Source organism: Haloarcula sp. K1 (genome assembly GCF_001647155.1).
Lineage (GTDB): Archaea > Halobacteriota > Halobacteria > Halobacteriales > Haloarculaceae > Haloarcula > Haloarcula hispanica.
On the sequence record NZ_LRHL01000046.1, the window covers coordinates 33,969 to 59,972 of the forward strand.

Consider the following 26,004-nt stretch of genomic DNA (forward strand, 5'->3'; position numbering starts at 1 on the left):
TCTACCCCCGTCGGGAGCTACAAATCCACCTTCGGAATGTTATCTACGGCCCGCATTGAAGCGGTTCTCGCAGTGACGGCAGTACCACGTCTTGAGCTGGCCCCAGTCACCGCTGCCGGTGACATCTCGCAGACCAGCTGGTCCCATCCCGCATTCTGGACAGGATGGATCTTCGTCGAATTTGGCAATACGATTGTCGGCCCATTCACTAGGATCGCTGAGGCACGCTGGGGCGCTTTCTACAATGGTCTGGTACTGCTCTTCGGTGTACGTCTGTTTGTCGGAATTCACCTTGCTGTGTTCGCTTCTGGACATCTGATTTTAGCCTCTACCGCAATAGGGGGGGATAAAAAATCTCTGTCGTTAGCTGAGAGTCAGTTCGATGGAGGCAGATTGAAGCGTTAGTCCCTCCGGCGAAGCCGAGCGACCGGATAGGGAGCGAGGAGGGGAGGAGGGGAGGGCGGAGGCCGACCCTCCGGGCTCGGGGGAGGGTGCTGTAGCGTGCGGACGACACCCTGTGCAAGCAAGAAGGCGATAGCCCGCCAACTAACTAGTGTGCTACGCACTGGGCAAAAAAGGGGCGACGCAGCTCTACTCGTTCGTGGAGCCCATTTCGTGCTGGTTCGCCCACGAGTGAGCGCGAGAGTCTACATCCCACGGAGCCTGTCGGGGCTCGTCACTCATCCTCTTCTGACGAGGAGCCGGCCCGTCTCCCTGCTCCAAGTGGATGATTCGCGCTTCGGAATCAATGGCAATGGATGTTTCCCACTTACCGCTGCGCTGGTAGGCGTTAACCTTCCCACGTTCAACACGCACTTTGTCTCCCTCGTGGAGCGTCGGTTTCTGTCCAGCCTTCTGCCACACGGTTATTTTGATGGATTCATTCGATTCGTCTGAAATCAGTCCGACCTGACGCTGACCTGCCCCTCTCGGAGACCACAGGACGTCAATCGTCCCTTCGATGGTGGTTGCGTACTGATTGAACGGGTCGATAGACGCGATGGGCTGCTTCACTTCGGGCAACTGCTCGATGCTATCCTTGAGATTTAGAGCCGCCGACGCCGGGTTCTGACCCTCGGTCACGCGCTGGGCCAGCAGTTTGCCCATTGATGCACTCCCCATCGCCGTCTCATGCTCGAATCGGTCCGCCAACTGCTTCGCGCCCTGATTGACTGACGCTACTTCATCCTGTGACAGCTCCGTCCACGGGCTCTCGGATTGACCCTCCACCTCTGGCGTTTCGTCGAGTGTCGTCTCCTGGTAGTAGGTATCTGAGGTAACCTCCTCGCGACACGCCTGAGCGCGGTCGTGCTCTGCCGTCTCGGCTCGGTGTGCAGTCTCGTACTGGTGCTTGAGCTCCTCCTGTTCGCCATTGATGCGCTCGATGACCTCCGTGGTCATATCCTGACGGTCCGGGTCAACGCTTTCGGTGGGACGCTTGTCAACCCCGTGTTCGATGGCTTGTTCTCGCTCCCAGCCAACGCGCATCTCGTAGCCCTCAAGCGTCCGAGCACCCTCAACGATTTCGCTCGCGTCCTCAACCATATCGCCGAGAGGCATCGATTGGAATGTTGGCGTCTGGTACTCCAGCGTGTGTGCATCGTGATGATTAGCTTCCAGTGCGCCGCTGTCGGTGGCATCGATGTTGTCGTGCATAACTAACACTCCGAGTCCACGAGGGGCGTCACGCGAGCCCCCTTCGGCCTCGAAGGGGGATAAAAAACAACGCGCGGAACGTTCTACGTCCGTCCGCGAGATGGACGAGAACGTCCAACCGACCGCCGATGGCCGGTACGACCCGTGTGGGCTCACCTACCCCTATGATTTCAAACCCCCCCCCCAAAAGTTGGAAGCGACTGTGCGCCTTGGCCGGGGAGCGCGCCGATATCGATGGAAGGGACCCACGAGAACCTACCGGATTCGAGTGGGTAGGGTCCGTCGATATCGAGGACGTGCTCACCGCCATAAGCTGGAAGGGAACTGTCGGGTCCCCGTCGACGTGGTCGATTCCAATCGGAAGGGACCCGCGAAGCGGGTAGGGTCCGGCCGGAATCGGCCACGGTCGGCGTGGGGACGCGGCAGTTCCAACCGGCAAGTGGCTCCCCAAGGCGTGCAGTCGATAGCCGACAAGTGGGGGGGTTGGTTTGCACTTAAGCGTTCCTTCCGACATGGCGAGGAGCGGTGAGACGGGTGATTCAATCGGAAGGGACCCGCGAAGCGGGTAGGGTCCGGCAGAATCACCCGTGTCAGTGCCCACAGGTTGTCGGAACGGCGGTGCTCGCGGCTGGGTGATTGCCGCGAGCGCCGTCGTGTTCCGGGGCGGGCCGACAGCAATGCTGCTAGACGCGCGTGAGGAACGCGCGCGTCGTGGGTCTGTCGGCCCGGCGCGGAACGGTAGGCGCTTAAGTGCAAAGAAATTGATGTGGCTCCGCTGATTCCGGCGGTCGGCCCCCACCGCCGGAACGCCGCCCGGTACGTGCCCTGGTCGCCGAGCCGCCGGAAGCACGAACCCGTCAAATCCGGTCGATTCACAACGTGAGCCACCCGCGCACGGTCGATTTCGGGAGAAGGGACCCGCGCGTGGTTTGCGCGGGTAGTGTCTGCCGAGATCGAGAGCCGTGCGCGGGTGGGCGAACGCCGATGAATCGGGCGGATATGGTCGGGCGGAGGAATGAGCCGTCGGCCTCGAACGGGTGATTCGTAGAGTGAGCGTAGCCTCTGAGCCGGTCGATTCCCAGCAGGAATCGTGAGCCGGCTCAGAGCCGCTCGCTGTTCGAATCGCGCGCTGAGTACGAGCGACGGCGAGAACGGTGGCTGAACCGGTCGATTCCGGGAGAAGGGACCCGGACCCGGTCCGGTTCAGCCAACCGTTCCGAAGTGACGGAGGGGAGCGAAGCGACCGACGCGGTTCCGGTGGGGTCGGCGTTCCATGGGCGCGTTCCCGGCGGCGTCCCGACCCGTCGGGTTGGTCGTAGAGCCGCCCGATATCCGGTGGATGGGACCCGCCCGGTGGGGCGGGTAGGGTCCGCCGGATATCGCTGGTGGTTCAGCGTTCCAACGCGACGGGTGCGTGGCGCTGCTACGCCAGCGCCACCGCAAGGGAGCAGACGGAGTGAGGAAACCTGGTCGTAGCACGACTCGATGGGACTGAAGGCCGTCGGAGACGGGTTATGAGCGGTGTCCCGAGCCGGCGGAGGTCGGTGGAAAGGACCCGCGCGAGGCTTGCGAGCGCGGGCAGGTTCCGCCGACCTCCGGTGGGTTCGGGGCCGCGCAATTCCCGTCTTTGGCGGTCGAAGGAGACATCGACTCTCGGGGGTTGACTCCTGAGCCGTGCGCGTCCGGCGAAAGCTACGCGATTCGCCGGAGGCGTGCGGGTTCAGGTGTCCAACGCGCGTAGAGCAGTGTCCCGGAAATCAGCCGCCGGTACCCTTGCACGGCCAAATCACCCACATGAGAGCGACCGACTATCTCTGATCGTCGTGTCGCTTCTCGATTCTAACCGTGCGCGAAGGACGCGCGCGTCGTCGTTGGCAGAGCTGGACAGAGTGGTAGTGGGTGGGAATGAAAGGGGCTCGCGTTGTCGCGCTTGCTTGGTCGCTTCAACGACCTCTATCCGGACCGAGCCGGCGCGTGAGGTCCGGATATGTCGTTGAGCGGCCGCGACAACGCGAGGGGCTTTCGAGGTGGTGTCAGAGGTGGAAGTCGTTTATTCCGGACCGCCTTGTATGATATACACGTCGTTGTCGAGATTCGTCCCATCTGAGCCCACCAGATCGTCGATGATATTATACCCATCAACACTATCTTCCTCAAAGACTCGTACTCGGCAGGTCATTATATCGCTTGGTACATTGTCAGGATTACCCGTGAATTTGATGAGTTCAGTGTCGTCTCGAGAGTCGAAGTAGCCTCGTATTGTTGACTTCACTTCTTTCTCCCTGCCCGGCTCATCAAGATCTCCATCGAATCCGAAGTTGTAGCTAAATATTCTCATACGGGTCACTTCTCTGGGCCGGATAAAAAATTGGTGGTGATGCCCTCCGGCGCAGCCGAACGGGCTCGGGCAGTGTGGAGAGAGCCCGTGAGGAGGGGAGGAGGGGAGGGTGGAGGCCGACCCTCCGGGCTCGGGGGAGGGCTGCTGAGCGGGCGTGTGGTGCGGTCGACGTTCGTTAACTGCGCGTGACTCCGACGTGCGCAACGTGGTCGCGAGGTCGGACGAGTCGAGGCCTGGCGGTCAGGCCTCGAGCTCGTCCCAGACCGAGAGGTGGCCGTTGGCGCAAGCGCCAGCGTAGCGCCCAACGGCATCGCCTCTGTACTTCGAGTCGACGCACGCCACGCGCTCGATTTCGGTAAGCTCTGCATCGCAATCGTCCTTCTCGCAAGTCGGTTCCATATCCGGGGGCGCGGGTCAGGAGACGATGAATTCTCGCCCCCTTGTGGGGTGACCGAAGGGAACCGCGAGGGACGAGCGGCGACGGGTTCACGTTCTCCTGACCCGATTACCCCCGGTTTGGTACCGAAACGGTGAGGACGATCTGTGCAGAGCAGGCGAATCGGAGCGTGGACCGTCGGCTCGAAGAAATCGCGCGTGAGGAACGCGCGCGTCGTGGTTGGCGGGGCTGAGCGGTCGTGGGGCTGTCGCGTTAGGTGAGGAAAAACTGTGTGCGTAGCACTTACGTGGTCATCTTGACCAATCGCGAGTGATGAGAGGTTTTTGAGGTCGCGGTCACAGATTCGGAGAGAGTGCCTGTTCAACTCAGCTCTGCGACGGTCGGCTAGCGCTTTTCTATCGCGTCGATAACCCTTGAGAGCGGCTCGCCGTGGCACAGTGGCCCATCATCGGAGAGTCCCTGACACCAGCACCCGAGCGTTTCCCCCTGAAGTCCATAGAGCGCCTTGCGGAACTCGGGGTCGGAATCCACTCGCGCTAACAGGTCTTCGGTGAACTTCGCGACGGACTCCTCGCGAGAGTAGCCGTCGTCAAGTGGATACGGATTCCCCAACCATCCGCGTGTCTTGACTGGCGTATTGTTCATATGCCGAAGTTTGCCGTCCGTGCGGTTTCGTCCGATGTAGACGCTGCAATCGTTTCGCTTGCAGTGGCCGACGCGGGTCGGCGTGCCGTGCTTCCCTCCGTCTGAAGCAGTTGAATTGGACATTTTCCTCGTACTTCGACTGGAGGGGTAAAAACTACTGTGCGATTCAGTAGTGCTGTCTGTGGGTTCCGGTGCAACTCCAATTACTGGCTCAGGTGCTATCTTGGTCGTCTGCACAGCTATCACAGAGCACAATCTGGTTAATTTCCGACTTGTATAGGCATCTGTGAGTGCGCTTTTTTGGCGCAGCCGAACGGGCTCAGGTAGTGTGGAGAGAGCCCGTGAGGAGGGGGAGGCCGACGCAACATCGTCCGTCGGGCTCCGGCTTCGGTGGGAGGGGCGATAGACACGGCAGTTGGAGCCGCGCCGCTACGGCACGCGCTTGTGTCCGTCGGCGCACTCGACGACGAACTCGGTTCGCGGGTCAGGGGAGCGCGAGTCTCCGACCACTGCGGACTCGGAGTCAACTATCGGCGCGTCGCAATCCGGACAGGGGCAGGCTTCGTCGGCCATCGTAAGTGGGGCGCGGGTCGCCAGAGGGTGTATTGCTGCCGTCCTACTGGAATCCCATCGGGACAATCGCAAGCCGGCGCTACTGCACCGGAAGGGCGATTGCGGGAGCTTTACGCCTCTGGCGACCCGATAACCCCCGTTGATGGCCGACAGGGAAAGCCCCTGTTGGATACGTCGCGCTGTTGACACCGAGGAACGTGGTCGGATGGCTCTGAGACCCGCGAACCGGAGGGCGAGTGCGCCAAGGGAGCGCGTGCCGTAGCGGCGCTGGCGGCGTACGAGAGGCGCAGCCGAACGGGCTCGGGCGGTGTGGAGAGAGCCCGTGAGGAGGGGAGGAGGGGAGGGCGGAGGCCGACCTTCCGGGCTTCGGGGGAGGGCTGCTGTATGTGGTAGCGGTGCGGCTGCGGAGCTGGGGCGAGGCTGTGTGGTGGTGAAGACCAACCGGGTGGTGGTGTCAGTCGTCCATACCGATGAATTGGCTGGCGGTGATGTTCCCCTTGACGAAGGCGTTTGCTCGCTCTATCTCTGCGTGGGTGAGGAAGGCATCGTGGTCGCGATCAGCGTCACCCTGTTCAAGCCATTCATGGGTGTCGCTGTCGGCTCTCCACGCGGGGATAGTCGGGTCGTCAGTGGCCGATTGGGACTGGGGTGCGTCGCCATTTCCGTGAGTGAGGCGGGTGACGACTGCTTCGGAGTCAACAGCGAGGGTGGCGTCCCCTTGATAGGCGTTGACCTTGACCCGCTCGACCCGAACCGTGTCGCCTTCGTGGAGGGTTGGCTTGTCGCCTGCGTTCTCCCAAATGGTGAGTTTGGCCGATTCGCCGCTATCGTCACGGACGACTCCGACCTGCTTCTGACCGTCGCCTTTCGGCTGCCAGAGAGTGACAACTTCGGCTTCAATGGTCGTTTCGTACTGGTCGTATGGGTCGATGTTTGCGATTGGCTGGCAGACCGTCGGGAGGGATTCAAGCCCCTCCTTGACCGTGAACAGGGCACTTGTGACCGTGCTACCGTCAGCCACATACTTCGCAAGGAGGGAGGCGAACGAGGCGCGACCCATTGCCGTTTCGCCGCTAAACTGTTCGGAGAGCCGTTTTGCGGACTTGTTGATTTCGGCGACCTCTTCCTGACTGAGGCTTGGCCAAGGGTCACTCGGAAGGGTGTCAGTGTCAGGGGTGTCGTCTGAAATGGGCGTAAAGCGGGTCGAAAGGTCGTGGTCGGCGGGCGCGGGGGTGGCTCTGACAGGACGGCCATCTTCAAGATGGGTGGTGTAGTGGCGGTCAGTGTTAGTAACCTCGTCACGGCAGGCGGCGGCTCTGTCGTGTTCGGCGGCCTTGGCTCGGTGGGCACGCTCGTGATGGCGTTCGAGTTCCTCTTGTTCACCGTTGATGCGTTCGATAGTTTCAGTGGTCATGTCCTGCCGGTCCGGGTCCACACGCTCGTCTGGCCGTCGGCTGGCGCGGTTCTCAATAGCTTGCTCTCGCTCCCAGCCGATGCGCATCTCATTGTTGTCAACAGTCCGCGCATCGCCAATGATACCGGTAGCGTTGTCTACGGCGTTGCCCAGAGGAATCGACTGGAACGTCTGCGTCTGGTATTCGAGGTCGTGGGTATCGTGGTGGCTGGCTTCAAGCGCTCCGGTCTCAGTGGCGTTGGTGTCGTACATTGTCTGTCTCCATTTAACACATATAGTGCCATGCATAAGTATGTTTGGTTACGTACCCAAAAACCCTGTAGAGGGTTTTAGAAGGTGATTTCTGGAGGTTGGGAATGTCGGGTTGTGTGGATTCTTGTTGCGGTTGCACTAGTGTCCGCGAGACGGCGGGAATCCCCGTCTCGGAGATCGCGTAAAGGGGGCGGCAGTGTTGCCCCCTTTACGGGATCGAGAATACGGCGTTTCTTGCCGCCGTCTCGCGGTTCCGCTGTAGTTGCCCTGGAGGGATGAAACGGCGAGCCCGCTCGCGTTTACTTGGTCGCCTCAGCGGCCCCTATCCGCGCTACTGCACGGATATGTCGCTGAGCGGCCGCGAGCGGGTGAGGGGTTTCGAGGTGTTTGCGGTGTCAGTGAAAGCAGTAGTAGCAGTAGTGGCAGTTCTGGTTAGTCCGAAGAAGTAGTCTGAAGCGTCGGAGCTGGCGACACTCCAGAAGTCAACAACAGTGTTACTTTGCCCATATTGGGCACGAACCCAAATAGTAAATACGATGGGGCCGTACGAGTAGATATACAATGACAGATAGCGATTCCGCGAGTGGTGGTCGGCCAACTGCTGTAAGCACTGAGGAGTTGTATGAACATCTTGAGGGCTGTGAGCCGTATACGGTGACAGAATTGGAGGATGAATTTGAGGCAGGCCGGGAGACAATCCGAAATCGGTTAGAGGAATTAACCGAAGACGGACGGCTCCTCAAGAAAAAGCACAGTTCTCGGGTGACGACCTATCGGATTCCACACTGAAACGGTTGTTTTTTTTTTCTGACGGGATCATCCGAACAAACGCGTGCGGGAGCTTGACCCCGTACCCTCTCACTGACAATGAAGAGGGCAACGGGAAGCGCTAGTAGGCCTATTTAGAACAGGTGATTAACTCGCCTCTCTCAACCCTCCGGGGAGACCGAGTTGGGATGTCTGGCCACTCAATCGAACTTAGACTGCTCCCCAGTGGACAGTCGCAAACATCCTCTCCATGATGAGTAGCTCCACACCCAGCACACATGTAAGTTCTGTGTGGACTGTAATCCCCATGGAGAAACTCGAAGGCCTCTCCAGGGTCAACGGATTCTGTGAATCCGTACGATTCCTCGAAGTGGATGTTTGACGGCAAGCGCTGTTGGACGCCATCAGCAGTGATTTCAAGCAAGAGGTTTCCGACCCGGAGATGATAACACCGGCCCTTAGCAAGTCCGGTGACACAACGACACTCACCTGGCTGAAAGTCAAGCTCTGACAGCGCGTCAAGGTCCTGACCGGTGAAGATTTCAACTGCGTCTGCCTCAGTTGGAGCACTGGCGAACATCGATTCGCGCGAGGTTGATTCAGTCATCGCTCGCTATGATGCGAAATAAAAATATGCCGTCAGCTGTTGATCGAAGATGAGTTCTAAGAGGTTAGTCTGAGTTGAGATCGGCTTCGGTGTCGGTGTGCCATTCGAGACCGGGCCGCCGCTCGCCACCCTCGAATCGCTGTCTGACGACCGACTGGGGTTGGTCGCTTGTCGCGTCTTGGAGCGCAGCGCCGAAGCGACCGAGCGCGTCGACGTCGTGTGTCTCGATGAACAACGAGAGTTGCTGGCAGAGGTATGTCGCCTCGTCTCTTGAGAGTCCGTCGACGAGAATTTCGATGGGGCTACTGGCGTTAGGGACTTTGTCGTATTCGGTTGGGGTTTCGATGCTCATTGAATCGGGATCGAAGTCTTTGCTCATTCTGAATTCCTCCCACTCGCCAGTGAGGGGTAAAAATTACGATGATCGGTTGCAGTCAGGCGGACCAGCCGCTGTTGGAGGAGAGAAAATACGATCAGGTTTGTTTCTCTTCTGCACTGTGGGTTACGGAGCAACCCAGAAAGACAGTCTCGTTCCGGTTAGTTTGTCATTTGTTTCATACAGTCGTGGGCGGTGTCGAGTGCTTCATCACGCGACGGAGCGCACTCCTCAAGGACGGTCGGCTGTTCCTGGCCGTCGTGGTACCGGCTGACGCGGTAGCCACAGTACGCTCCGTTAGTGTAGACCGGACGGACTTCGACAAAGTGCTTCAGGGTGCCGACTTGCTCGGACGTGAATGTCACCGTCTCTTTCTCGTGGTGGGGATGCTTGCTGAGACAGATGTCCCATGGGAGCCCGGAGACGGTAGAACTGAGTGTGGTGATGCTGGTGGACTGCGTGCCGGGTTGCGTGTCCTGCGCTTCAGTACTAATCATCTTTCTACCTGTTTTGGAAGGGTAAAAACTCGACTCACGAGAGGGCAGCAGTGGAGTGAGTCCTGAGGCCGCTTCGTCGAGAGCCTCGTTTGAGACGAGATGCCGTTCGAGGAGGGTCGGAAAAGCTACCGAGAATGGTCGGGGGTTTCACGTCTGCCAGACACCCCGAAGCGAGTACCCGCAGACGAACTGCGATCCTGGTGGACTGAAAGGGCGAGGTGGCTCGCGACGGTGTCGCCTCAGCCGACCTCTATCCGCTTAGCGGATATGTCGCTGAGCGACCGCGAGCCGCCGAGGGCTTTCAAGCTCTCTGAACTGCGACTGACTGCCAGAACACAACCTGAAAGTGTCCCGTCACATGAGGCCTCTTTATGACTCTGAGCTCGCTCGGTCAGTCGTCGCTTTCATTTTCTACTCCAGTCTGAACTCCCTCTGGTCCACTCCACTCGTCAGGTCGAATCCCTAGCGACTGAAACGCCGCGTATGGTTCTTCAGCTATGTCGTCGATTACTGCGCCGTCCGGTAGGGGTAGTTCCAACGCCTCGCTCATCTGCTCCTGCATTCGGTCCTTCGCGTTCTCTTCCTCTGCAAAGTTATCCACAATCAAGTCCAGCTTCGCTTCTAATTGTAGAATCCGAACCCGAGTATCCCAGTTGCTCATCCCTTGCTGAAGTAGCATCTCCACAACCCGGTTTCGAGCGACGTTGTGGTGATCTGCAATCGCTTCAATCTGGCTGCCCAACTCATCAGACACATAGCCGGAGATTCGCTTTCCCATACCCACCCGTTTCCGGCGACCCTACTAAGTCGTTGCTCCTCTATCCGCGATCTCACAAGGGGCGAGATCCCATCCCCTCAGACCCTGCTGTCCCTTCCGGTCTGCCGGCCCCCGGCTACTCCCCGCCTATGTGCTATCGCGTCGGCTCCGTCCTGAACATCTCGCCAACGGCAACCAGGGGGAGTGCTTCTCGCCTTGTCCTCATCTACATCCAATCACTCTCTGAAGCCCCCACTGCCACACACATTTTGACGCTCTCAAATGTGTTCTTTTAGCGTGGGCCTCGTTAGCCCACGCTTCCCCTTTTCCCCGGGCCATCTCGAACATGGGCCGGGTCACGTCGACGTCGAACCGTCGACACTCTCTTGGGTGCGGTCTCTCTTGCGGTGCTATCCATCTTGGACATCGCTCGCGAAGCTCACTCGCTCAACTTCCTTCTCATTGCTCTGTTTTCGCCGTTGTTGTCGCTGATGCTGTTCGAGTGCGATGCCAGTCGTCGTTGAAGCTGTCGCCGCCGTCGCTTTCGCGCTCTTCCAGCACCCCGTCTGCGAGATGAAATGCGATCTTGCTTTTCCCTCCTATCGCGTTCCGCTTCAAATCCACTCTCGCAATGCAGTCGGACGCTTCTTCTTGCGTCTTGCCCCGACCGCCGATCTACTCGCCCCGAGCGCACTCAGACTGAACCCCCACGGAGCGCGACCAGACCGAACGTCCACTCGAACGCGACCTCGCTCCACTCTCCCTCTCGCTGTCGCCGCCGCCTCCGCCATCGCTGCACGCTGCTGTCCTTGCTGTCCCTGTCGGCGTTGAAACTGCTGGTGCTGTCTCCTCGTCGAACGTTGTCCATCCACTCCAGCATCGATCACCGAACCTTCGTTTTTATCCACTCTCTCCAGTCCTTCTCGATGCCTTTTGTGTCCCCCTCTCGAACGCTCGACCAGGGTCCCATTACTCTGTCAGCAAACTGGTAGTCCACCCCAATGGCAACTCCCGCCTGTCCCTTGTCTCTCCTCGGCTCCGCCTGAACTCCCCGCTACGCGACTACCCCTGAGTAGGTAGCTCCCTTGGACCCTATTTGTGTGAATTGGCCAGCCCATACAGGAGCGATTCTCCGATATATTAGAGATGCTCTAAAGCCCTCTCGTGCCGCGAAAGCCTATGCAGCCCGAATCGTGCGGTGGTATAGCCTGATTACAGACCCCCCGAATCCCGCCTCCGTGCTGTGATTATGAAATTTGGCCGGTGGCCTCGGAAGTAATCACGAAGGGGGCGTATCGCCACGCCGTCTGGTAATTATCAGTGCGTTAGCCGCCGTCGTCGCAGTTGATTACGAACCCACCGAATCCTGCCCCCGTACCGTGATTAGAGAAGTAGTTACAGATGGTGCCAAACCCAACGCTGTCCCGTAATTACCGAGGAGGTGGGAGCCGGATCGGTACCACTTCCGCTGCCACAGCCGCGTGATTACAACACCTCCGAAACTGGGCGCTGTCCGGTGATTAACGATGTAACTACGAATATGCCCTATCTCGACGCCGTGCGGTAATTACGAAAATCTGAGCGCTGTTTTCGGGCGGTGATTACGAACCCACCCAATCGTACCGCAGTCCCGTGATTAGTGATTTGATTAGAAGGACGCTGAATCACGCACCCGTGCCGTGATTAGTTCCGCCGAATCTGCCCCATACATACAGAATCTGATAGTAGTCTCGTCGATGGTGACTGACTGCCCGCTGTGAGCGCTCGTGATTCGGCTGGTTACACGCCGAGGAGTCGTCCAGCGGAGTAGTGGTCAGCCGCCGAGCGCTTTGGGGGCTCCGTTGTGGGTCAATCGTGTGGTCACTGTTGAGGTCGGTCTGAGAACGGCGTTGAGAAAGCGTCGTGCGAAGAACGAAACTGTGTCGGAGAAGTCTACCGTTCGACTTCGTCTCGGAGGTTGTTGATGCTCAGGAGTTCGTGGGCACCCGGCGAATCGAGTTTGTCGCTGATGCTGGAGAAGTTCCCACTCTCCGTGGAGATGGTGGATTCGAGTTTGTCAGAGAGGGAACGCAGTAGCCTCTTCGCTCCTTCGAAGTTCTCTACGACCCACACTGCTTCCCCGTAGGCCATTGTGAGCTTGTCGTAGTCCCCTTCGACGTGCCCGCGCTTCTCGGGGGACGTTTCTACCTCGACGATCTTGTGGCGTTGGTCCGGAGAGTCATCATCCGGGGCGACGAACACGTCGTAGACGTTGGAGTCGCCGTCCGGACTGTGGTACATCTTTGCGTCGTAGCCTTGCTGTTCGTAGTAGGTCGCGGTCAGGCGCACGCCGATCCGGTGAGTGAGGCTTTCATTGCCCTTTTCGCCTCCACCCTCGGGGGAGAGCGTTCGGTCGACAGTGGTCTCTGCTTTCTTTGTCGGCTTGTAGTAGATTTCGTTGTTGCCGAGATAGTCCTTCTCCAGATACCCCTTCGCCTCTAGGTCGTCGCTGGTTTCGCTGAAGGACAACTCCTTCATCGATTTTCCGAGGGTGTACCCGTCGACACCATCCGTCAGCGCGTCGAAGACCAGTTCCAGATACGCGAGATGCTTATGCGAGAGTCCCTCGCCTTCGATGTCGTCTTTGTCCTCGTCTTTGATTTCCTGCTCTGCTTCGCTTGGGGCGCGACTGTTCGCCGTTGCGCTCGCGACGTCGATGGCGTCGTGGTCGCGACTGACGCAGTGTCGGGCGCGACTCCGGCGGCGGATCAACTCAGCTTGGGAGCGAACCTCGAATGGGCCTTCATCGTGTCCTGGTGGGATAGGGAGTGGTTTGAGGGTGAGAATCTCGGGTTTCTGCTCGTGGAATCCAGTGGAGGGGAGTTGAACGATCCATTCCCCACGCCGAAGGCCGGCGATGCGGTCTTTGACCTCGTCACTGTCCAAGTCCTCGTGGAATAATGATTCTGCGAGCATATCGTCGGTCGCGATGTTGCCAATGATCTTGGTATTGACGTTATTGAGAATCTCCTTGTAGGCCCGTCGGTTTGCCTGTGGATCGTCACCGAGAACCTGCTCAGGATACTGCATGATGAGTCCCAGACTCATGTTGAACTCGCGGCCTTTTGGAAGGAGGTCTTCGTAGACGATCTCGGTTCTGGCGATGTCTGCAGACTCTTCAATGATGACGTTCGCAATGTAGTCGTCGTCGTTAGGCGTCCAGATAGAACGCACTGAGGTCCAGAGGTGGCTGAGGAACAGCATAGTAAACATTTTACTGGACTTACCGTGGATATCCCCGGTGTCGATGAGAATGACCTTGTCGGAGTTTAGGACGCTCTTGAGGTCCAGCATTGGGACTGCTTCGCGGTCGTACCAGCCCGTATCGTGGTCCCAGTGTTCGTCATCGACGTCGAACGAAAGCATATCCCAGATGAAGTCGCGCTCCTTTAGCTTCCGAATTCGGTTGAGGACTGCATCAGTTGTGTTCATAAACTGACGCTGGTCCTTTTGCAGGTGCGACAGTAGGATGCTTTCGACTTGATCGTCACTGACTTGCGGGAGTGCTTGACTCACCGCGAGGGCATCGTCTTGAAGATCATCAACTTGTGCGCCAAACTGTTGGAAGTTCTGAGCTACCTCCAGTAGCTCTCCAATAGAGAAGTGGTCGCTGCCGTAGACGGGGTCGAAGCAGGCTTTGATGAGGTTCGTCAGGATTTCGTTGGCGACGAACGCTTGGTCCACTGTTTCCTTTCCCAGCGCGAAGTACAGTACCTGGAAGTAGTGGTCGACAATGTTCTGGACAGCTGTTGCACGTTCAAGGTCACCGGCCTCAACGAGGGGGCGAAGGTCGAAGAAGGGGATGCCCGGAATCATTCCGTCTTCTTCGGGGATTTTGATGTACTCGACGTCGTCAAGGTCCCCGAAGAGGGTGCGATGACAACGCAGGTAGTTCTCGCACATATCACCTCCTTTTGGATCGACAACGACTGTCGGGCCATTGAGGGTGGTGTAGGTGGAGAGGATGTCATTGACTGTGGCCACGGTCTTCCCTGATCCAGTGGTAGCTGCGCGAAAGTAGTGATGTGTGAGGTCACTCGCTGAAAGCCCAATGGCGTGGCGTTGGTTCAGCTGGTCCCACCACTCGTTTTTGCTCTCGATGGCGCTGATATCTGAGGGAGGTACGTCTGTATCACGGATAGCGGTGACAGCGCGTCCAATAGTCATTCCGTCCGAGAACTCGCGGAATATTTCCTCGTTCGGAGAGGTGAGTGGAGACTGTGCCTTCGGGGTGCCGCCGGTCCCAGCTCGGCTGGCTTTCGGGAGTGAATCGATACTTGGGACGGTAATGAAGTTCGCGAGCTCTTTGACGTTACAGACGAGGAACGGCTTTTGCCGTCCGACGAGCTCGTACCCATTCGGGTACGTGATGCCGTGAGAAAGCATTCGTTTGTACTCGTACTCGTTCTGGCCGAGGTACTCCCCTTCTATGGTGTAGAATTGCCCACTGAGGTGGTTCAGCGAGTCTGTGAGATTCTCTGCACAGTCTTTGAGGCTTGTTGCTGCACGGATGCTCACGTTGTAGGTGTGGGAAGGGTCTTTCAGGTCGATTTGACCCATCCGGTCGGTGCCATGACGTTGGCCAGCTGTCTGGGAGTCGTGGATACTTCCACCGACTTCTTGGGGCGCTTCCGCCCGATGACGTTCCGCTTTCTCTTCATCAGATACACCGAGGATTCCATCGAGGATTGTCCGTCCAATCATCCCAGCGGTGGAATTGACGCCTTGTTTGAGGAGACCTTTCTGCCGTTCGGCTTTCCGAGACCAGTCCGAGCGTGGTTCGAAAATAACTTGGAAGATGACGGATCCATCGCTCTGAATCGCGGTTTCGAGAAGATTCGAGAGAGGGGATCGGTCGACGGTTTCTGTGTCGTAAGTTGTGAGTGTAGTCATCCAGTCTTTACGGCGTTCCTCACGGCCCTCGTAACGGACCATGTGGGGAACATTGTTGAAGATGGTAGTGATATCGAAATCTTTCCGGTCGAACTCGAAGTCTTCGGGATATTGCGACCGTGTGGCGCTTTCAAGACGATCGGTGGAGACGTCGCCACGCTCTCCGGGGCCAAGATAGAAGTCGAAGTGGGACGATCCTTCGGGCTTGTAGATGATGAACTCGAAGTTGGAGACGCCTTGTATAGCGTCAATATGCAACTCCATATCGAGCGGGAGCTTCCTCCCTGTTCCGTATTTGTGCAGGCCGTACAGTTCACGGGAGACTGTTTCAGAGTTGATTTTGTCCCGAACAGGGAGAATCTTGATGTACTTCTGCGAGGTCTCAATTTCCTTGATGAAGTCCTCCACGTCCCTCTCATCTTCCTCGTCAGGAAGCTCTGCATCGAAGTGTTCACTCGGGTCGGCCTCCTCCTCAGTAGGTTGGTCGTCGCGAGGTATCGTTCGCCACTGGGCTTCTTCGGCTCTGCCATCTTCAGACGACTGCTGGTGCGGTTGAGGGCTAGAGTGTTTGTCCTGGTGTGTGTTATTGGAGTGTCTCTTGGTGTGACTGCCGTTGGTCTGGTTCCGAGGGTCGGTAGATTGAGTGTCTGAAACATCGTTACGTTGTTCCACTGGGGACGAGTCTTCTTTGAATAAATCACCGAGTCCACCTTCGACATCGTCTTTTGGATGACGGGAGTGGGAATCCTCGCCTAGAGGCAGATCGTCTTCGGTGGCTGTATCGGACTGATTGCTGTCTTCGAACCCCCAAGTCGGCTCACTTGCTGGTCTATCTGGATTCCTATCGTTTCCTTCAACAGATTCTCCAGAGGGTGGGTTGTCTCGTTCTCGATTCTCACTATCGCCTCTATTCGGGTCCGCCATATTGCGGGAGTCGGACCCGCTGAATTTATTTCTTGCGCCGCATCATCGCGTGCTGTGAGTTATGTGGCAGTACGGAAATAGGGGAACTGGATTGCTACTATTTTCGGGGTTCTTGATCGCGGAACCGTAACCAATAGACGATGAACAGGCCGAGTGCCATCCACTCGACGAAGACCATAAGATTCGAAATCATATCGCTCAGGTACCCCATCGGAGTCCCGATGATGTTTATCATATTGGTAGCTGTGGCGATTCGCGTCTTGGAGGAATCGTAGTATATATCGTGGTCTGCTCGGTAAGAGTCACCCTTGAATTCCACGGACGTAATGGGGGCATCATCCGCAACGTAGATGCTGAAATTCCCGTTTTTGTTGGTGGTCACTGTGGAGTTTTGAGCCCCGCTGAGGGAGAGTTCTTTCTCTGGGACACCGTTGCCTTCGCTGTCAATAAGTTGGCCGTCAATTCTACTTCCGGAGGGCTCAAGTTCGATATCAGTTTCTGTGTAGTTCCGCCTCACTACATCAACTTCCCATCTGTTTCCAAAGACATCAGTAGCGTATGCTCGGGGGTTGTTGAGTTCGCGGTCGCCAGGAACCTCTGTTATTTTTGCACCAACCGTCTGGTAGAGTTGAACGTTCCCAGCTGTGCTGTTCACGTATGGGCTAACGTTCACACCCTCGTATACCTGTGAACGCCTTCTTTCATTGACGGTCACTTTGATATTCCCCTGATTGCCAATTTTATATTTGTTAGCGTCTAAGTAGTCACGGTGAAGATTGTGGAGTGAGGCTTCGGGTTCGGTGCTTGTGTACCGCCATTCGTCGAACCCCTCTTGACGCATCTCGACTCTGTCGTACAGGGATTGCGAGACGAAAATCCATGGTGTACGGAGGATGAGATTCTTTCTACTCACGCGGTCGCCGTCCGCGACGAGCTCGATATTATCGAGTGGATTGGCTTCGGGTCGCTTGTCTCCAATTGTGTCGAAGTACACGGCCCGCTCTTGCCCTTGGTTAACGAGGTAGACGGTGATGTTTAGATCTTCGGCTGTCGCAGGCTTGATGTTGTGAGAGGTGGCGTTGTAGGTGTTTGAGACAGTCACGGTTTCCGATTCAGACCAGTCGTTTCCGGGGCACGTACTGTCCACACCGTATTCATGGGTGAACGTTACTTCAGTCCGGGAGTACGGAACAAGTTTTGAGTCTTGTGGGTCTTGGATATTGAAGATGTACTCTCCAGTCTTTGGTTCATAGTACGTTCCAGCGTGGTAGATCCGGACGGTATTATCGTAGTTTGTTCGCGTCCACTCTTCCCATTTTGTGTCGGTTCCGTGCTTGGTTTCGTTTCCAACGGTGTACGTACAATCACTCTCACTTTCATATCTTGACGGTGTTTGGAGACGGTAGTCATTGAGGACAGTGACGTTGATCCCGTCAGGGTTGACCAACCAGAAATCGTCATAAATTGCACCTCCGTCGATACGGGCGGTACTTGCATATTGGTCGACGATAACCTCGTGCTTACCACTCCAACGTCCTGAGACAGAGGCGTTCCCAAGACTGTATCGGGGTTCTCCTTCTGAAACGACAACTTGGGACTTATCTGGGCCGGTTTTGATAAACGTCTCTTCGACGACTTGCCGATTGAACTCGGTGTAATTGATTGTATCCCCGTTGTAGACCTCCGCTTCATCCTTATTGTCGATGTAGAACTCGCCGGTGCTGTATTCGCCATCGCTGTGGCTCCGGTAGACGTGAGCGTTCCGAACTGGCTTCCACCCGACTCCAGATTTAGTTTTTACCCATATGAGTCGGCTGTCTCCTGTCCATTGGCCGTGTGTTTCGTTTGCCGAGAACCCGAGGAAGTACGTATCGACGACCTCGACGTCCTGTATAGATTGCCATGTGTCGTTCGTCGGCAGTCGAACAGGCAAGTAGAGGTTTTCTCGGTACGAATCAGTGAGTAGTCCGAACTGGGCGGCCTGTGAGAGAGTCAGCGCCTGGTTGTCAATCCGGATCAACGGTGAGCCTTCAGCGACCATTCGCTGTTCAAGTCGAGCAACCGGGATACTGTACATCGTGCCGTAGTCGCCGGTTCCATTCAGCTCGTGGTCGTTATTGGTTAAGAGTCGATATGCACCAGATTCGTTTTCCACTAGCGGGTTGCCTTCTGAGCTATCGATTTGTTTTGGAGCGACACCGATCGTGCGTCGTGCAGTGTCCGTATTCCCGTTGTTGTCTGTTACAGTAAGCGTGATTTGGTATTCACCTGCAGAGTTCCACGTTTGAGAGATTTGTTTGCCGTATGCTGTTTCTGTGCTGTTATCAGAGACTTCGTATTCCCATCTGTACTCACTGATACTGCCGTTTGATGCGGATGAAGAGGATGCGGACAACGTAACTGTATCTTCCGCGTTTGGTGCGGATGGGTCGAAGGTGAAGCTTGCTTCTGGGGGTGATGCTGCGCTCGCTGGAACTGGTATGAAGGCAGCGATCCCACTTGTGACAATTAGTGCGGCGAAAATCGTTGCAGTGAATGGCCGGCTATGTGTTGAGGACATAATTGACAAGGCTGAAGAACCAACTGAAGTTCTGACCGATCAAGATGAACGCGATTCCGATTCCGAAGAGGCGTTTCCCCCACGCCCGACGTGGTTGGTGCTTTTTGTTCAGGTTCCACGCCATGAATCCGAGAACGGCGAGGATGAGCCCTACGTAGTACATCACGACGTCCACACCTTGGAATTTGGAGAACGAACTCGCGATGTCACTTTGGATGTTGAGTAGAGGCGGTCCCCGCGTGAGCACTGGTAGTGCTTGGGATTGTGCCTCAAGGGTAAGATGCCTAATCAGACGGAGGATCATACTAATTATAACAGTCGGTACTGGGTCTGTCATCTTAAAAATAGGGAATGGGCCGCTCAGGAATGCTGCTATTGTGCTTGCTGTGTGAAACGGGATTACCCGCCTTCAGCGATCCACTTCAATAGACTGACGAAGGCTGTGAAGCCGAAGTAGAACACGATCATGATCAGGCCACCGATGAGCAGCCAGACGCCAGTCTGGGCGCGGTCGGAGGACCGACGTGCCGTGAACCAGAGAACCGCACCAGCGAAGACCGCTACGAACCCTGCATATTGTAGGGTCGTATGGGCCACTTCATAAACGTTGTCCAGCATGTTTACGTACTGATCCATCCCGCCTTCGCAGTTGTCGACGTTGGTCGGGTCCTCACACTGGGCGGCAACCGTGCCGACGCTGGCCCCGAAAGTTGTGAAAACCATTAGGGACATCAGCAGTGCTGTTAGACCGACTCGCTTGACTGAATTAGCCATACTTCAGTACCAACAAAACATAGATAGGATATTAATGTACCGGTCAATCGGACAACCCATTATCGAAAATCGGGGTACAAGAGTGGTATCCGATTAAATTGGTGAAACAGAGTAACGCTGTTCCAGATTTTGGTGTTTATATGTAGGTATTACACGGCAGACCGTTTGAAACAGTGTTACGGTGTTTCAGTGAGTCCATTTGTGCGGTCCGAGGTGGACTAACTAGAACAGAGAGCAGTTCTCTCCTAGTATTGTGAACAAGGAAAACCAGGAGAGACTCTTCTTGGCTCGTGCTTACATCGCACCGCCTTCCGCAATCCCTCGAACCATCGAAATGAAGGCGGACATGCCGAAGTAAAGCACAATGAGTGCTAGACCACCAACGAAAAGCCAAAGACCAGTCTGACCCCGCGAAGAGTTCTTATCTGAAGTATAGTATAGTGTTGAACCAGCGAATACCGCAACGAACCCGAGATACTGGAGAAGCGTATGAGAGATTTTGTAGAGATTATTCAGTACGTTCTCGAACGGATTCAAGCTAGGGTCTTCGCAATCTTCGAGAGATTCGGGGCCACTGAGGTCACAAGAATCTGTCTGTGCGAGTGTGGTACCTACAACCCCTCCGCTACTGAGGAACACGAGGGAGATTGCTAAAGTAGCTAGTCCGATTCGCTTGGCTGAAGCGGTCATATGTATACCTTGATTATCTAAACCGCTCTATATCAAACTAGCGGTCAACTAACCTGCGAAAAGCGCACCCAACTACTGACCTTTTTATTCGGTCTGATTACGGTCGCGATCTAAAACAGGAGTGATTTTAGAAGAATCTCGACAGATGGTCTCGGATATTCTCATCATCGTCTTTTCCTTCTTCAGGTGCGACCTCTTCCTCGTCTAAGTCGCTCGTCTTTTTTTTCTTTTTAGTTCTGGAACGTTGGCTCTGTTCAACCCATTCGCTACTTGTATCTGAATCTCGACCGTCCGCTGAACTCTCCCATCGAGGTTGCTGGGATGGCTCAACGATATCTTCCACCGGAATTTCTTCGCCATCGAGAAGGGCTTGCTCAACCTGATCGAAGAGCGGTTCTGGATGGTGCTGACATAAGAGCAGGACTACTTGAGAGAGCTGATTGATCTTGTGTTCTTGCTGGTCAACGAGGTTTTCGTAGAATGTGATCTCCTTACGGAGGAGTTGGATTTTGTCCTCTTGTTGAGCGATATCGTTGTCGTGCTTTGTTTCTAGATCGGTGACAATTTCACGGAGCCGGTCAACCTCGGAAACGATATCATGGAGTTTGGCGTCGAGCACGCCCGGAATCTTTCGATTTCCGTTTGCTGACATCCGAGAATCAAAAGAGGCTTCGTCACTGTCCCTCTCCTGTGGAGTCAAATCGGGGGTCGATTGCCCCGACTCGGAATCAGACGTGGGTTCCTTATCATCGTCGTAGATTCCTTTTGCTTCTTCTCGGTCGATACCGAGAGTGCTCTCCTCATCACTGTTTTCGAGAGCATCGTCAAGGAAGCCGTCGTCATCGAATTCTCGATCGAAGAAGCTGTCACCGTCCTCAACAGGGGTTGGTGTGCCGGAATCATTCTCGCTCTTCGTTGACGTGCCGTCTTCAGTTGTCTCACTCGAGGAACTGCTGACGTTCACGGGGTCGAATTCGGAACTGCTGTCAATCCGGTTTTGTCCACTACGTGATCTCCGAGTACCGTTTATGGTCTTAAGTCCTTCATCAGTTGTTTTGCTATCTCTGGAGCTGGCATTACTCTTGTTCTCTTCCGCGTTTCCGCTGGAGTTTATGTTTTGATCGCTGCTGGTTGCAGTGCTGTCGTCCTCTTCTGTTTGTTCTTCCTTGCTAGATTCAGAGGTAGCATCCTTGCTTTCTGCGAAGACTGTAGAGTTGGAGCGACTTCGCCGCGACCGCCGCTTCGGTGCGTTCTCCTTGTCAGACCCTGTTTCGTCAACGAACTCAGATTGGTCGTCACTGGAATCTGATTCGGATTCGTCGTCTTCTGCTGGCGGCGCTTGATCATCAGAAAAGCCATCTGAGTCTCCCCCGTTCGCCTCGGAACTCTCATTTTCCTCTTCAGCGCTTCCTTCTCTCCCGTCGTTCTCATTACAGGTATCGTTACTGTTCTCGGTGGCGATATTGTCGAAGTGATCGGGGTCATAGTAGTCGTCAACTTTCGCGATGGCTCGTTGAATAGTGCGCTCTCCGTAGGTAGATCCATCCGAGTACCGTTGCTCGTCCCATTTGGGACGGATGAGTCCAGATGCACGGAATACGCGGTCGATTCGTTCTGGGTCTCCAGAACACCAGAACGCCAGCATATCACAGAACCCCATATCGGCTTCTGAATGGCTTTCACCAGGATAGACTTGCTTCCAGTTACCATGCCACAGCTGGGTGAACTTGTAGCCGTTTTTCGACCCTTTGGCAGTCTTGACGATTTTTTGCTCTTCTTCGGGTAGACTTTCGAGGTTTGCTCCGCTTGTGTACGTTCCAGAGGGGCCGTTGCCGTGATTCTCCAGCTCAAGATGGTCTAACCCCGAGAGGTGAACGTCAACTTCAGTGTCGGTCGCAGAGTCGCTGTCCTCGTCAACTAGGAACTGGTCGTAGACGGCATTAATACCATTCTGGCTTTCTTGGATTTCCGGAACTTCGTCGGTACGCTCACCATCCTCAGAAATGATGTCCCCGGTGACGGTGAAGTATCGAGTGGATTCGTACATTTCGACACTCCCCTTCCGGTTTCTGTCGCCAGGGATTTCACCGATGGTGATGATGTGGCCGCCGGTGCCGGAAGGGCTGATTTCACGGAATCCATCAACGTCTTGTAGGATGCTGAGCGCCCAGTCATCCCATTCCTCGCTCTCAGGGTCACGGCAGTCGTCGAGGTCAATGCCGACAAAGGGATCGTTCTCGGTGAATACGAATCCGATGCCCTTGAGTTGTTTATTGCTCTGGAATGCACGGACGGAGTCCATCACGGAACCCCACGTACTGGGATCGTCGGTTTTCGCCATCTGGTTGGTGTTTGGGTCGACGGGGAGCTTGGTTTCTTTCCCGTCCCGCATTGTGGTCCGCCAGCAGATCCATTGTTGTTTCGACTTCAGCCGCTTACTCACATTTGAGAGTTGCAGGGACATAGTCTTGTTATCGGTGATAAGGTATTCAAACCCCCCTCACAAATATCCTTAGTCTCTATGGGGTGAGTTGTGTGGGGACTATCTACCTCTATCTCCTATTTCGCATTGAGAGATAAAAACCACTCTGTCCCCCCTCGAAGATCCACAGAAAATACAGTTTCAGACGGTTATCTTACCAAACACACCCACGGGGCACTCTTCCAAATGTTAGGTAAGAGTTGCACTGCGCTGTTCACTTCAGACTGATTTCCAAAACGTTTGTAGTTCATACCCGAGGTCGTCAATACCAATGGGAATGAACTCTTCGCGAGCGTGTTCTGGGAAGTACTCTCGTACGGAAGTGTAACTGTCTGTCTGGACATACCGCTGGTCGATAAGCACTCGGACTCCGACTTCGTCTTGGCCTCTAATGACGCGCCCGATAGCCTGTCGTGCCTTCCTCACAGCGGGTACCGTGAATGCATATTCGAATCCTTTCCCATCGAACCGATGGTTGTATGCAGTTTCGATTGCTTTGGCGAGAGGTGTCCCAGTTGTTGTTATCGGAACGCCGCAGATGACGACGCCGCGGAGCTTATCGCCATCGTAGTCTACTCCTTCGGTTAGTGTTCCCCGAAGGCTCGTCGTCAGCACCTTCGGCGGGCCGTCAATAAACTCTTCTTTGAGGCACTGGGTTTCTGCGTCGGAACTAGGTGAGTCTGTAAGAATTTCTTTTTGAACGTTCGAGTCCTCGTTGAGGACATCACTGGCCCACGCAGCCTCGTCGTAAGATGGCATACAGACCAGCACGTTCCCTGGTGTTGTTCTAACCACGGTAGACAGGGCAGTGCTGTAGGTGTTACGTAGACCGAGGTTTTCTTCGGGGGGCCACCGATTCGAGTACGTAAACTTCGGTACGTCAACCGCCACCGAAAGCCGGTGCTCTTTGGGAAACCCAAGTTCGAACTCTGAGTGACCGACTGTTCGACGCTTCTCTTGCATCGACTTATCTGAGGATGAGCCAACCTTTCCGACTGCACTCAAATCAGGAAGTTGATCTCGTGGGTCTTTATCTTCGTGTTGTCGCTCAGACTCACTTTTTGCTTTCGTCACAAGGCTCCCAGGAGGCTGAGTACCGTTTTTGAGTTTCGTCACGCCGGTTACTTCGCTGTAAATGTCGAGTGGCGAGAGGGTTGCTGACATCAATATGGCACCCCCGAATGCATCGAGTGTCGCTGCGATTTCATTCTGGGGTATGCTATTATTGATCTGTATTTTCGCGAGATAACCCGCTCGCCATGGCATACTGTCGTTCGGGTTGGCGTGTACGCGCTGGCGTGGGGAGAGTGTTACTCGCCGGAAGTATTCGCTGTGACTCCCTACCCACCATCGCTCAAAGAGTTCATAGACGGCTCCAATAGGGAATGACCCATCTGGACTTTTGCCATCGATTTTCCGTGAGACGATATCTTTCACGCTATCAGTGAGCTTCGCGACCTGCAAGAACAGCTTCCATATATTCCCATAGTCGTTTTTTTCGGCCCATTTAGACACCGGGTCGGGCTCGGGTTTAGTCGGACTCTGCATTGGTATCGAGATCTCGCTGCGGCGGCTTGATTGAATATCTGCCCTCCAAGACGCACCGTGCTCATCCTTCAGGCCGTCAACGATCGCTTGAGAAATAAACGAGCGGAGTTTCTCAAGGAACTTGATTGACGTCGCGAAGTCCGATGTCTCCAACGGACTATCTGCGATAAGTGAGCTGGCAAGACGTTGCTTCGCTTGGTGCCCATCGCCTGTCAACCACCCGTAGACTTCTTTCAGGTTCCCGACGCCGTGATTCAGTTTGCTGTAAGTCAAGCCGTACGACAGTTGGTCTCGAACCTCGGAGACCAAACCGTGTGCCTCGTCGCAAATCAGTATCGTCTCCTTGTCGACGAGGGGTGCGGTGAGAGCGGAGACAGTTCTCGGCCCGAATGCATGCTTGTAATTCCCCATTGTGACGGTCGCCTCTGGATAGAGACGACGCATCTCTATATGGGGGCACGTTCCACAAGCTGACCCCTCTGTGAGTGTCTCTTCTCCTGTCGTCACGCGATGGATTGAAAGCGGGTATTCCTCTTGGACGGCATTCGTGATGTGTGATGCGTAAAACGGACAGTATTCAGTGTCACCAACGGAGGGGATTTCTGGCATATACGGAGTTTCTTTCCCGTTGACCGTGAGACGCCCGTGTTTCGGAGCCTGTTCTGCCCGTGCTTGTAGCCCGAATGCGGCGTTCGCTTCACGCGCGGTTCGATCCTTCTTGACCGCTTCTTCCATCAGCTCCTGAGTGTTATCCCGCAGGGAGATACACTCGTGGTAGATTTCTTGTTCCCCGATATGACCCGTTTGGACGTACGGACAGAGTTCAGATTTGCCGATCAGCGTTAGTCCAGGGAAGTACACATCATCTTGATTGTTGATCGCTTTGAGGTCAGATTCAAATGCGGAAAGTTGTTGTTTCTTGCTCGTGATAACGAGTATCCGCTCGAATTTTGTCTTGGGGTCGCGGACTAGCGAGAGCGCACTAGTGAGGCCGATTAGCGTCTTCCCGGTCCCACACGGCCCTTCAAGCAGATGGAATCCACCCGATTCTAATGTGTTGATGATGGAGTTGATGCCCTTTACTTGATTCGGATAGGGATCGAATGGGAAGATATCAGCCCATTCAGCCTTCTCCGATGGTTGGTGTTCGCTCATACTTGCGAAACCTCTCTACTGTGAGTAACGAAAGTCTGGTATTTAAAGCCGTGTTGTGGACGAATATCATCTCCCAATCGCGAGGAAAGTGGAGCTGCATCGACACCCAAGTAAGCGCTAAGGGCGTTACTCAGAGTCTTCGTCGCTGCTTGAGTGTTGGTAGATGTCTGGTTCTTGGTCGAGATCTATGCAAAGCGCCTCGACGTCGTCATCCCACTCAGGATTGTACCGATGGGAGGCGTCGAAGTCGAGACCAACCTTGTTGAAGATGGGGCGTGAGGTAATACTGAAACTTCCGTCGAGTTCGTCCGGTAGTTTGTACTCGTCCTCTGCGTCTTGATCGTAGACCTCAAGCGGAACCATCCACAGGTCGTTTGCATTCTCGTCGTAAGCAAACGATATCGCCGAGTATCCACGGAGGTACTGATCGACGACAGTGGAATTGGGGGCGATACTGTAGTCCCGGCGGAAAGATATGTACCCCTGTGCGCCCTTCGTCATTAGGGAAACGTCCATCTCCTCCTCGAACAATTTCTTCTTGCTCTTCCCGCCAGATTTTGCTTCGCTGGGCTCCGAACTGTGGTTGTCACTTTCACCATCCGAAGGCTGGTCAGACTGGCTACTGGTAGTCTCTGAATTACTCATGCGATTACCCAGTT

General features: G+C 55.5%; 16 protein-coding genes. 1 reads left to right on the plus strand and 15 read right to left on the minus strand.

The genetic code is table 11. From position 1 onward, the window contains the following. Nucleotides 1-591 precede the first annotated feature (591 nt). The 11 genes from AV929_RS20430 to AV929_RS20475 all read right to left on the minus strand — a co-directional run bounded on the left by AV929_RS20430 (nt 592) and on the right by AV929_RS20475 (nt 18,531). Nucleotides 592-1,656, minus strand: coding sequence for a hypothetical protein (locus tag AV929_RS20430; RefSeq protein WP_064289161.1), 1,065 nt, complete (start codon nt 1,654-1,656; stop codon nt 592-594). A gap of 2,050 nt (nt 1,657-3,706) precedes the next feature. Then, nucleotides 3,707-3,994, minus strand: a complete 288-nt coding sequence (locus AV929_RS20435; protein WP_064289162.1) for a hypothetical protein — start codon at nt 3,992-3,994, stop codon at nt 3,707-3,709. Nucleotides 3,995-4,775: 781 nt separating this feature from the next. Next, nucleotides 4,776-5,159 carry a DUF4326 domain-containing protein gene (locus tag AV929_RS20440; RefSeq protein ID WP_064289163.1) on the minus strand — a complete coding sequence of 128 codons (384 nt, stop codon included), beginning with the start codon at nt 5,157-5,159 and terminating at the stop codon, nt 4,776-4,778. Between the two features lie 306 nt (nt 5,160-5,465). Continuing rightward, nucleotides 5,466-5,609 carry a hypothetical protein gene (locus tag AV929_RS22060; RefSeq protein WP_155120779.1) on the minus strand — a complete coding sequence of 48 codons (144 nt, stop codon included), beginning with the start codon at nt 5,607-5,609 and terminating at the stop codon, nt 5,466-5,468. Between the two features lie 454 nt (nt 5,610-6,063). Beyond that, entirely contained in the window at nt 6,064-7,275 is a 1,212-nt protein-coding gene (locus tag AV929_RS20445; protein ID WP_064289164.1) for an SOSS complex subunit B family protein, read from the minus strand. A gap of 1,439 nt (nt 7,276-8,714) precedes the next feature. Next, on the minus strand, nt 8,715-9,029 hold the full coding sequence (locus AV929_RS20450; protein WP_064289165.1) for a hypothetical protein: 315 nt from the start codon (nt 9,027-9,029) through the stop codon (nt 8,715-8,717). A 158-nt stretch (nt 9,030-9,187) separates the two neighbouring features. Beyond that, complete coding sequence (locus AV929_RS20455) at nt 9,188-9,523, minus strand: hypothetical protein (protein ID WP_064289166.1); 336 nt, start codon at nt 9,521-9,523, stop codon at nt 9,188-9,190. A 391-nt stretch (nt 9,524-9,914) separates the two neighbouring features. Beyond that, nucleotides 9,915-10,301, minus strand: a complete 387-nt coding sequence (locus AV929_RS20460; RefSeq protein ID WP_064289167.1) for a hypothetical protein — start codon at nt 10,299-10,301, stop codon at nt 9,915-9,917. Between the two features lie 673 nt (nt 10,302-10,974). Next, nucleotides 10,975-11,148 (minus strand): hypothetical protein, encoded by a 174-nt coding sequence (locus AV929_RS20465; protein WP_155120780.1) that lies wholly within the window; start codon nt 11,146-11,148, stop codon nt 10,975-10,977. A gap of 1,064 nt (nt 11,149-12,212) precedes the next feature. Next, nucleotides 12,213-16,136 (minus strand): ATP-binding protein, encoded by a 3,924-nt coding sequence (locus AV929_RS20470; RefSeq protein ID WP_230458927.1) that lies wholly within the window; start codon nt 16,134-16,136, stop codon nt 12,213-12,215. Between the two features lie 97 nt (nt 16,137-16,233). After that, nucleotides 16,234-18,531, minus strand: a complete 2,298-nt coding sequence (locus AV929_RS20475; RefSeq protein WP_369802704.1) for a PKD domain-containing protein — start codon at nt 18,529-18,531, stop codon at nt 16,234-16,236. On the opposite strand from AV929_RS20475, the gene AV929_RS22710 reads away from it, so the two are divergent. Continuing rightward, nucleotides 18,452-18,922 carry a hypothetical protein gene (locus tag AV929_RS22710; protein WP_230458928.1) on the plus strand — a complete coding sequence of 157 codons (471 nt, stop codon included), beginning with the start codon at nt 18,452-18,454 and terminating at the stop codon, nt 18,920-18,922. The genes AV929_RS20475 and AV929_RS22710 overlap by 80 nt on opposite strands. Nucleotides 18,923-19,095: 173 nt before the next feature. On the opposite strand, the gene AV929_RS20485 is transcribed toward AV929_RS22710, so the two are convergent. The 4 genes from AV929_RS20485 to AV929_RS20505 form a co-directional block, all read right to left on the minus strand. Further along, nucleotides 19,096-19,470 carry a hypothetical protein gene (locus AV929_RS20485; protein ID WP_064289171.1) on the minus strand — a complete coding sequence of 125 codons (375 nt, stop codon included), beginning with the start codon at nt 19,468-19,470 and terminating at the stop codon, nt 19,096-19,098. Nucleotides 19,471-20,287: 817 nt separating this feature from the next. Then, entirely contained in the window at nt 20,288-22,624 is a 2,337-nt protein-coding gene (locus tag AV929_RS20495) for a hypothetical protein (protein ID WP_064289173.1), read from the minus strand. A 237-nt stretch (nt 22,625-22,861) separates the two neighbouring features. Next, on the minus strand, nt 22,862-25,345 hold the full coding sequence (locus AV929_RS20500; RefSeq protein ID WP_064289174.1) for an ATP-dependent DNA helicase: 2,484 nt from the start codon (nt 25,343-25,345) through the stop codon (nt 22,862-22,864). Nucleotides 25,346-25,471: 126 nt separating this feature from the next. After that, entirely contained in the window at nt 25,472-25,990 is a 519-nt protein-coding gene (locus tag AV929_RS20505) for a hypothetical protein (RefSeq protein WP_155120782.1), read from the minus strand. Nucleotides 25,991-26,004 lie beyond the last annotated feature (14 nt).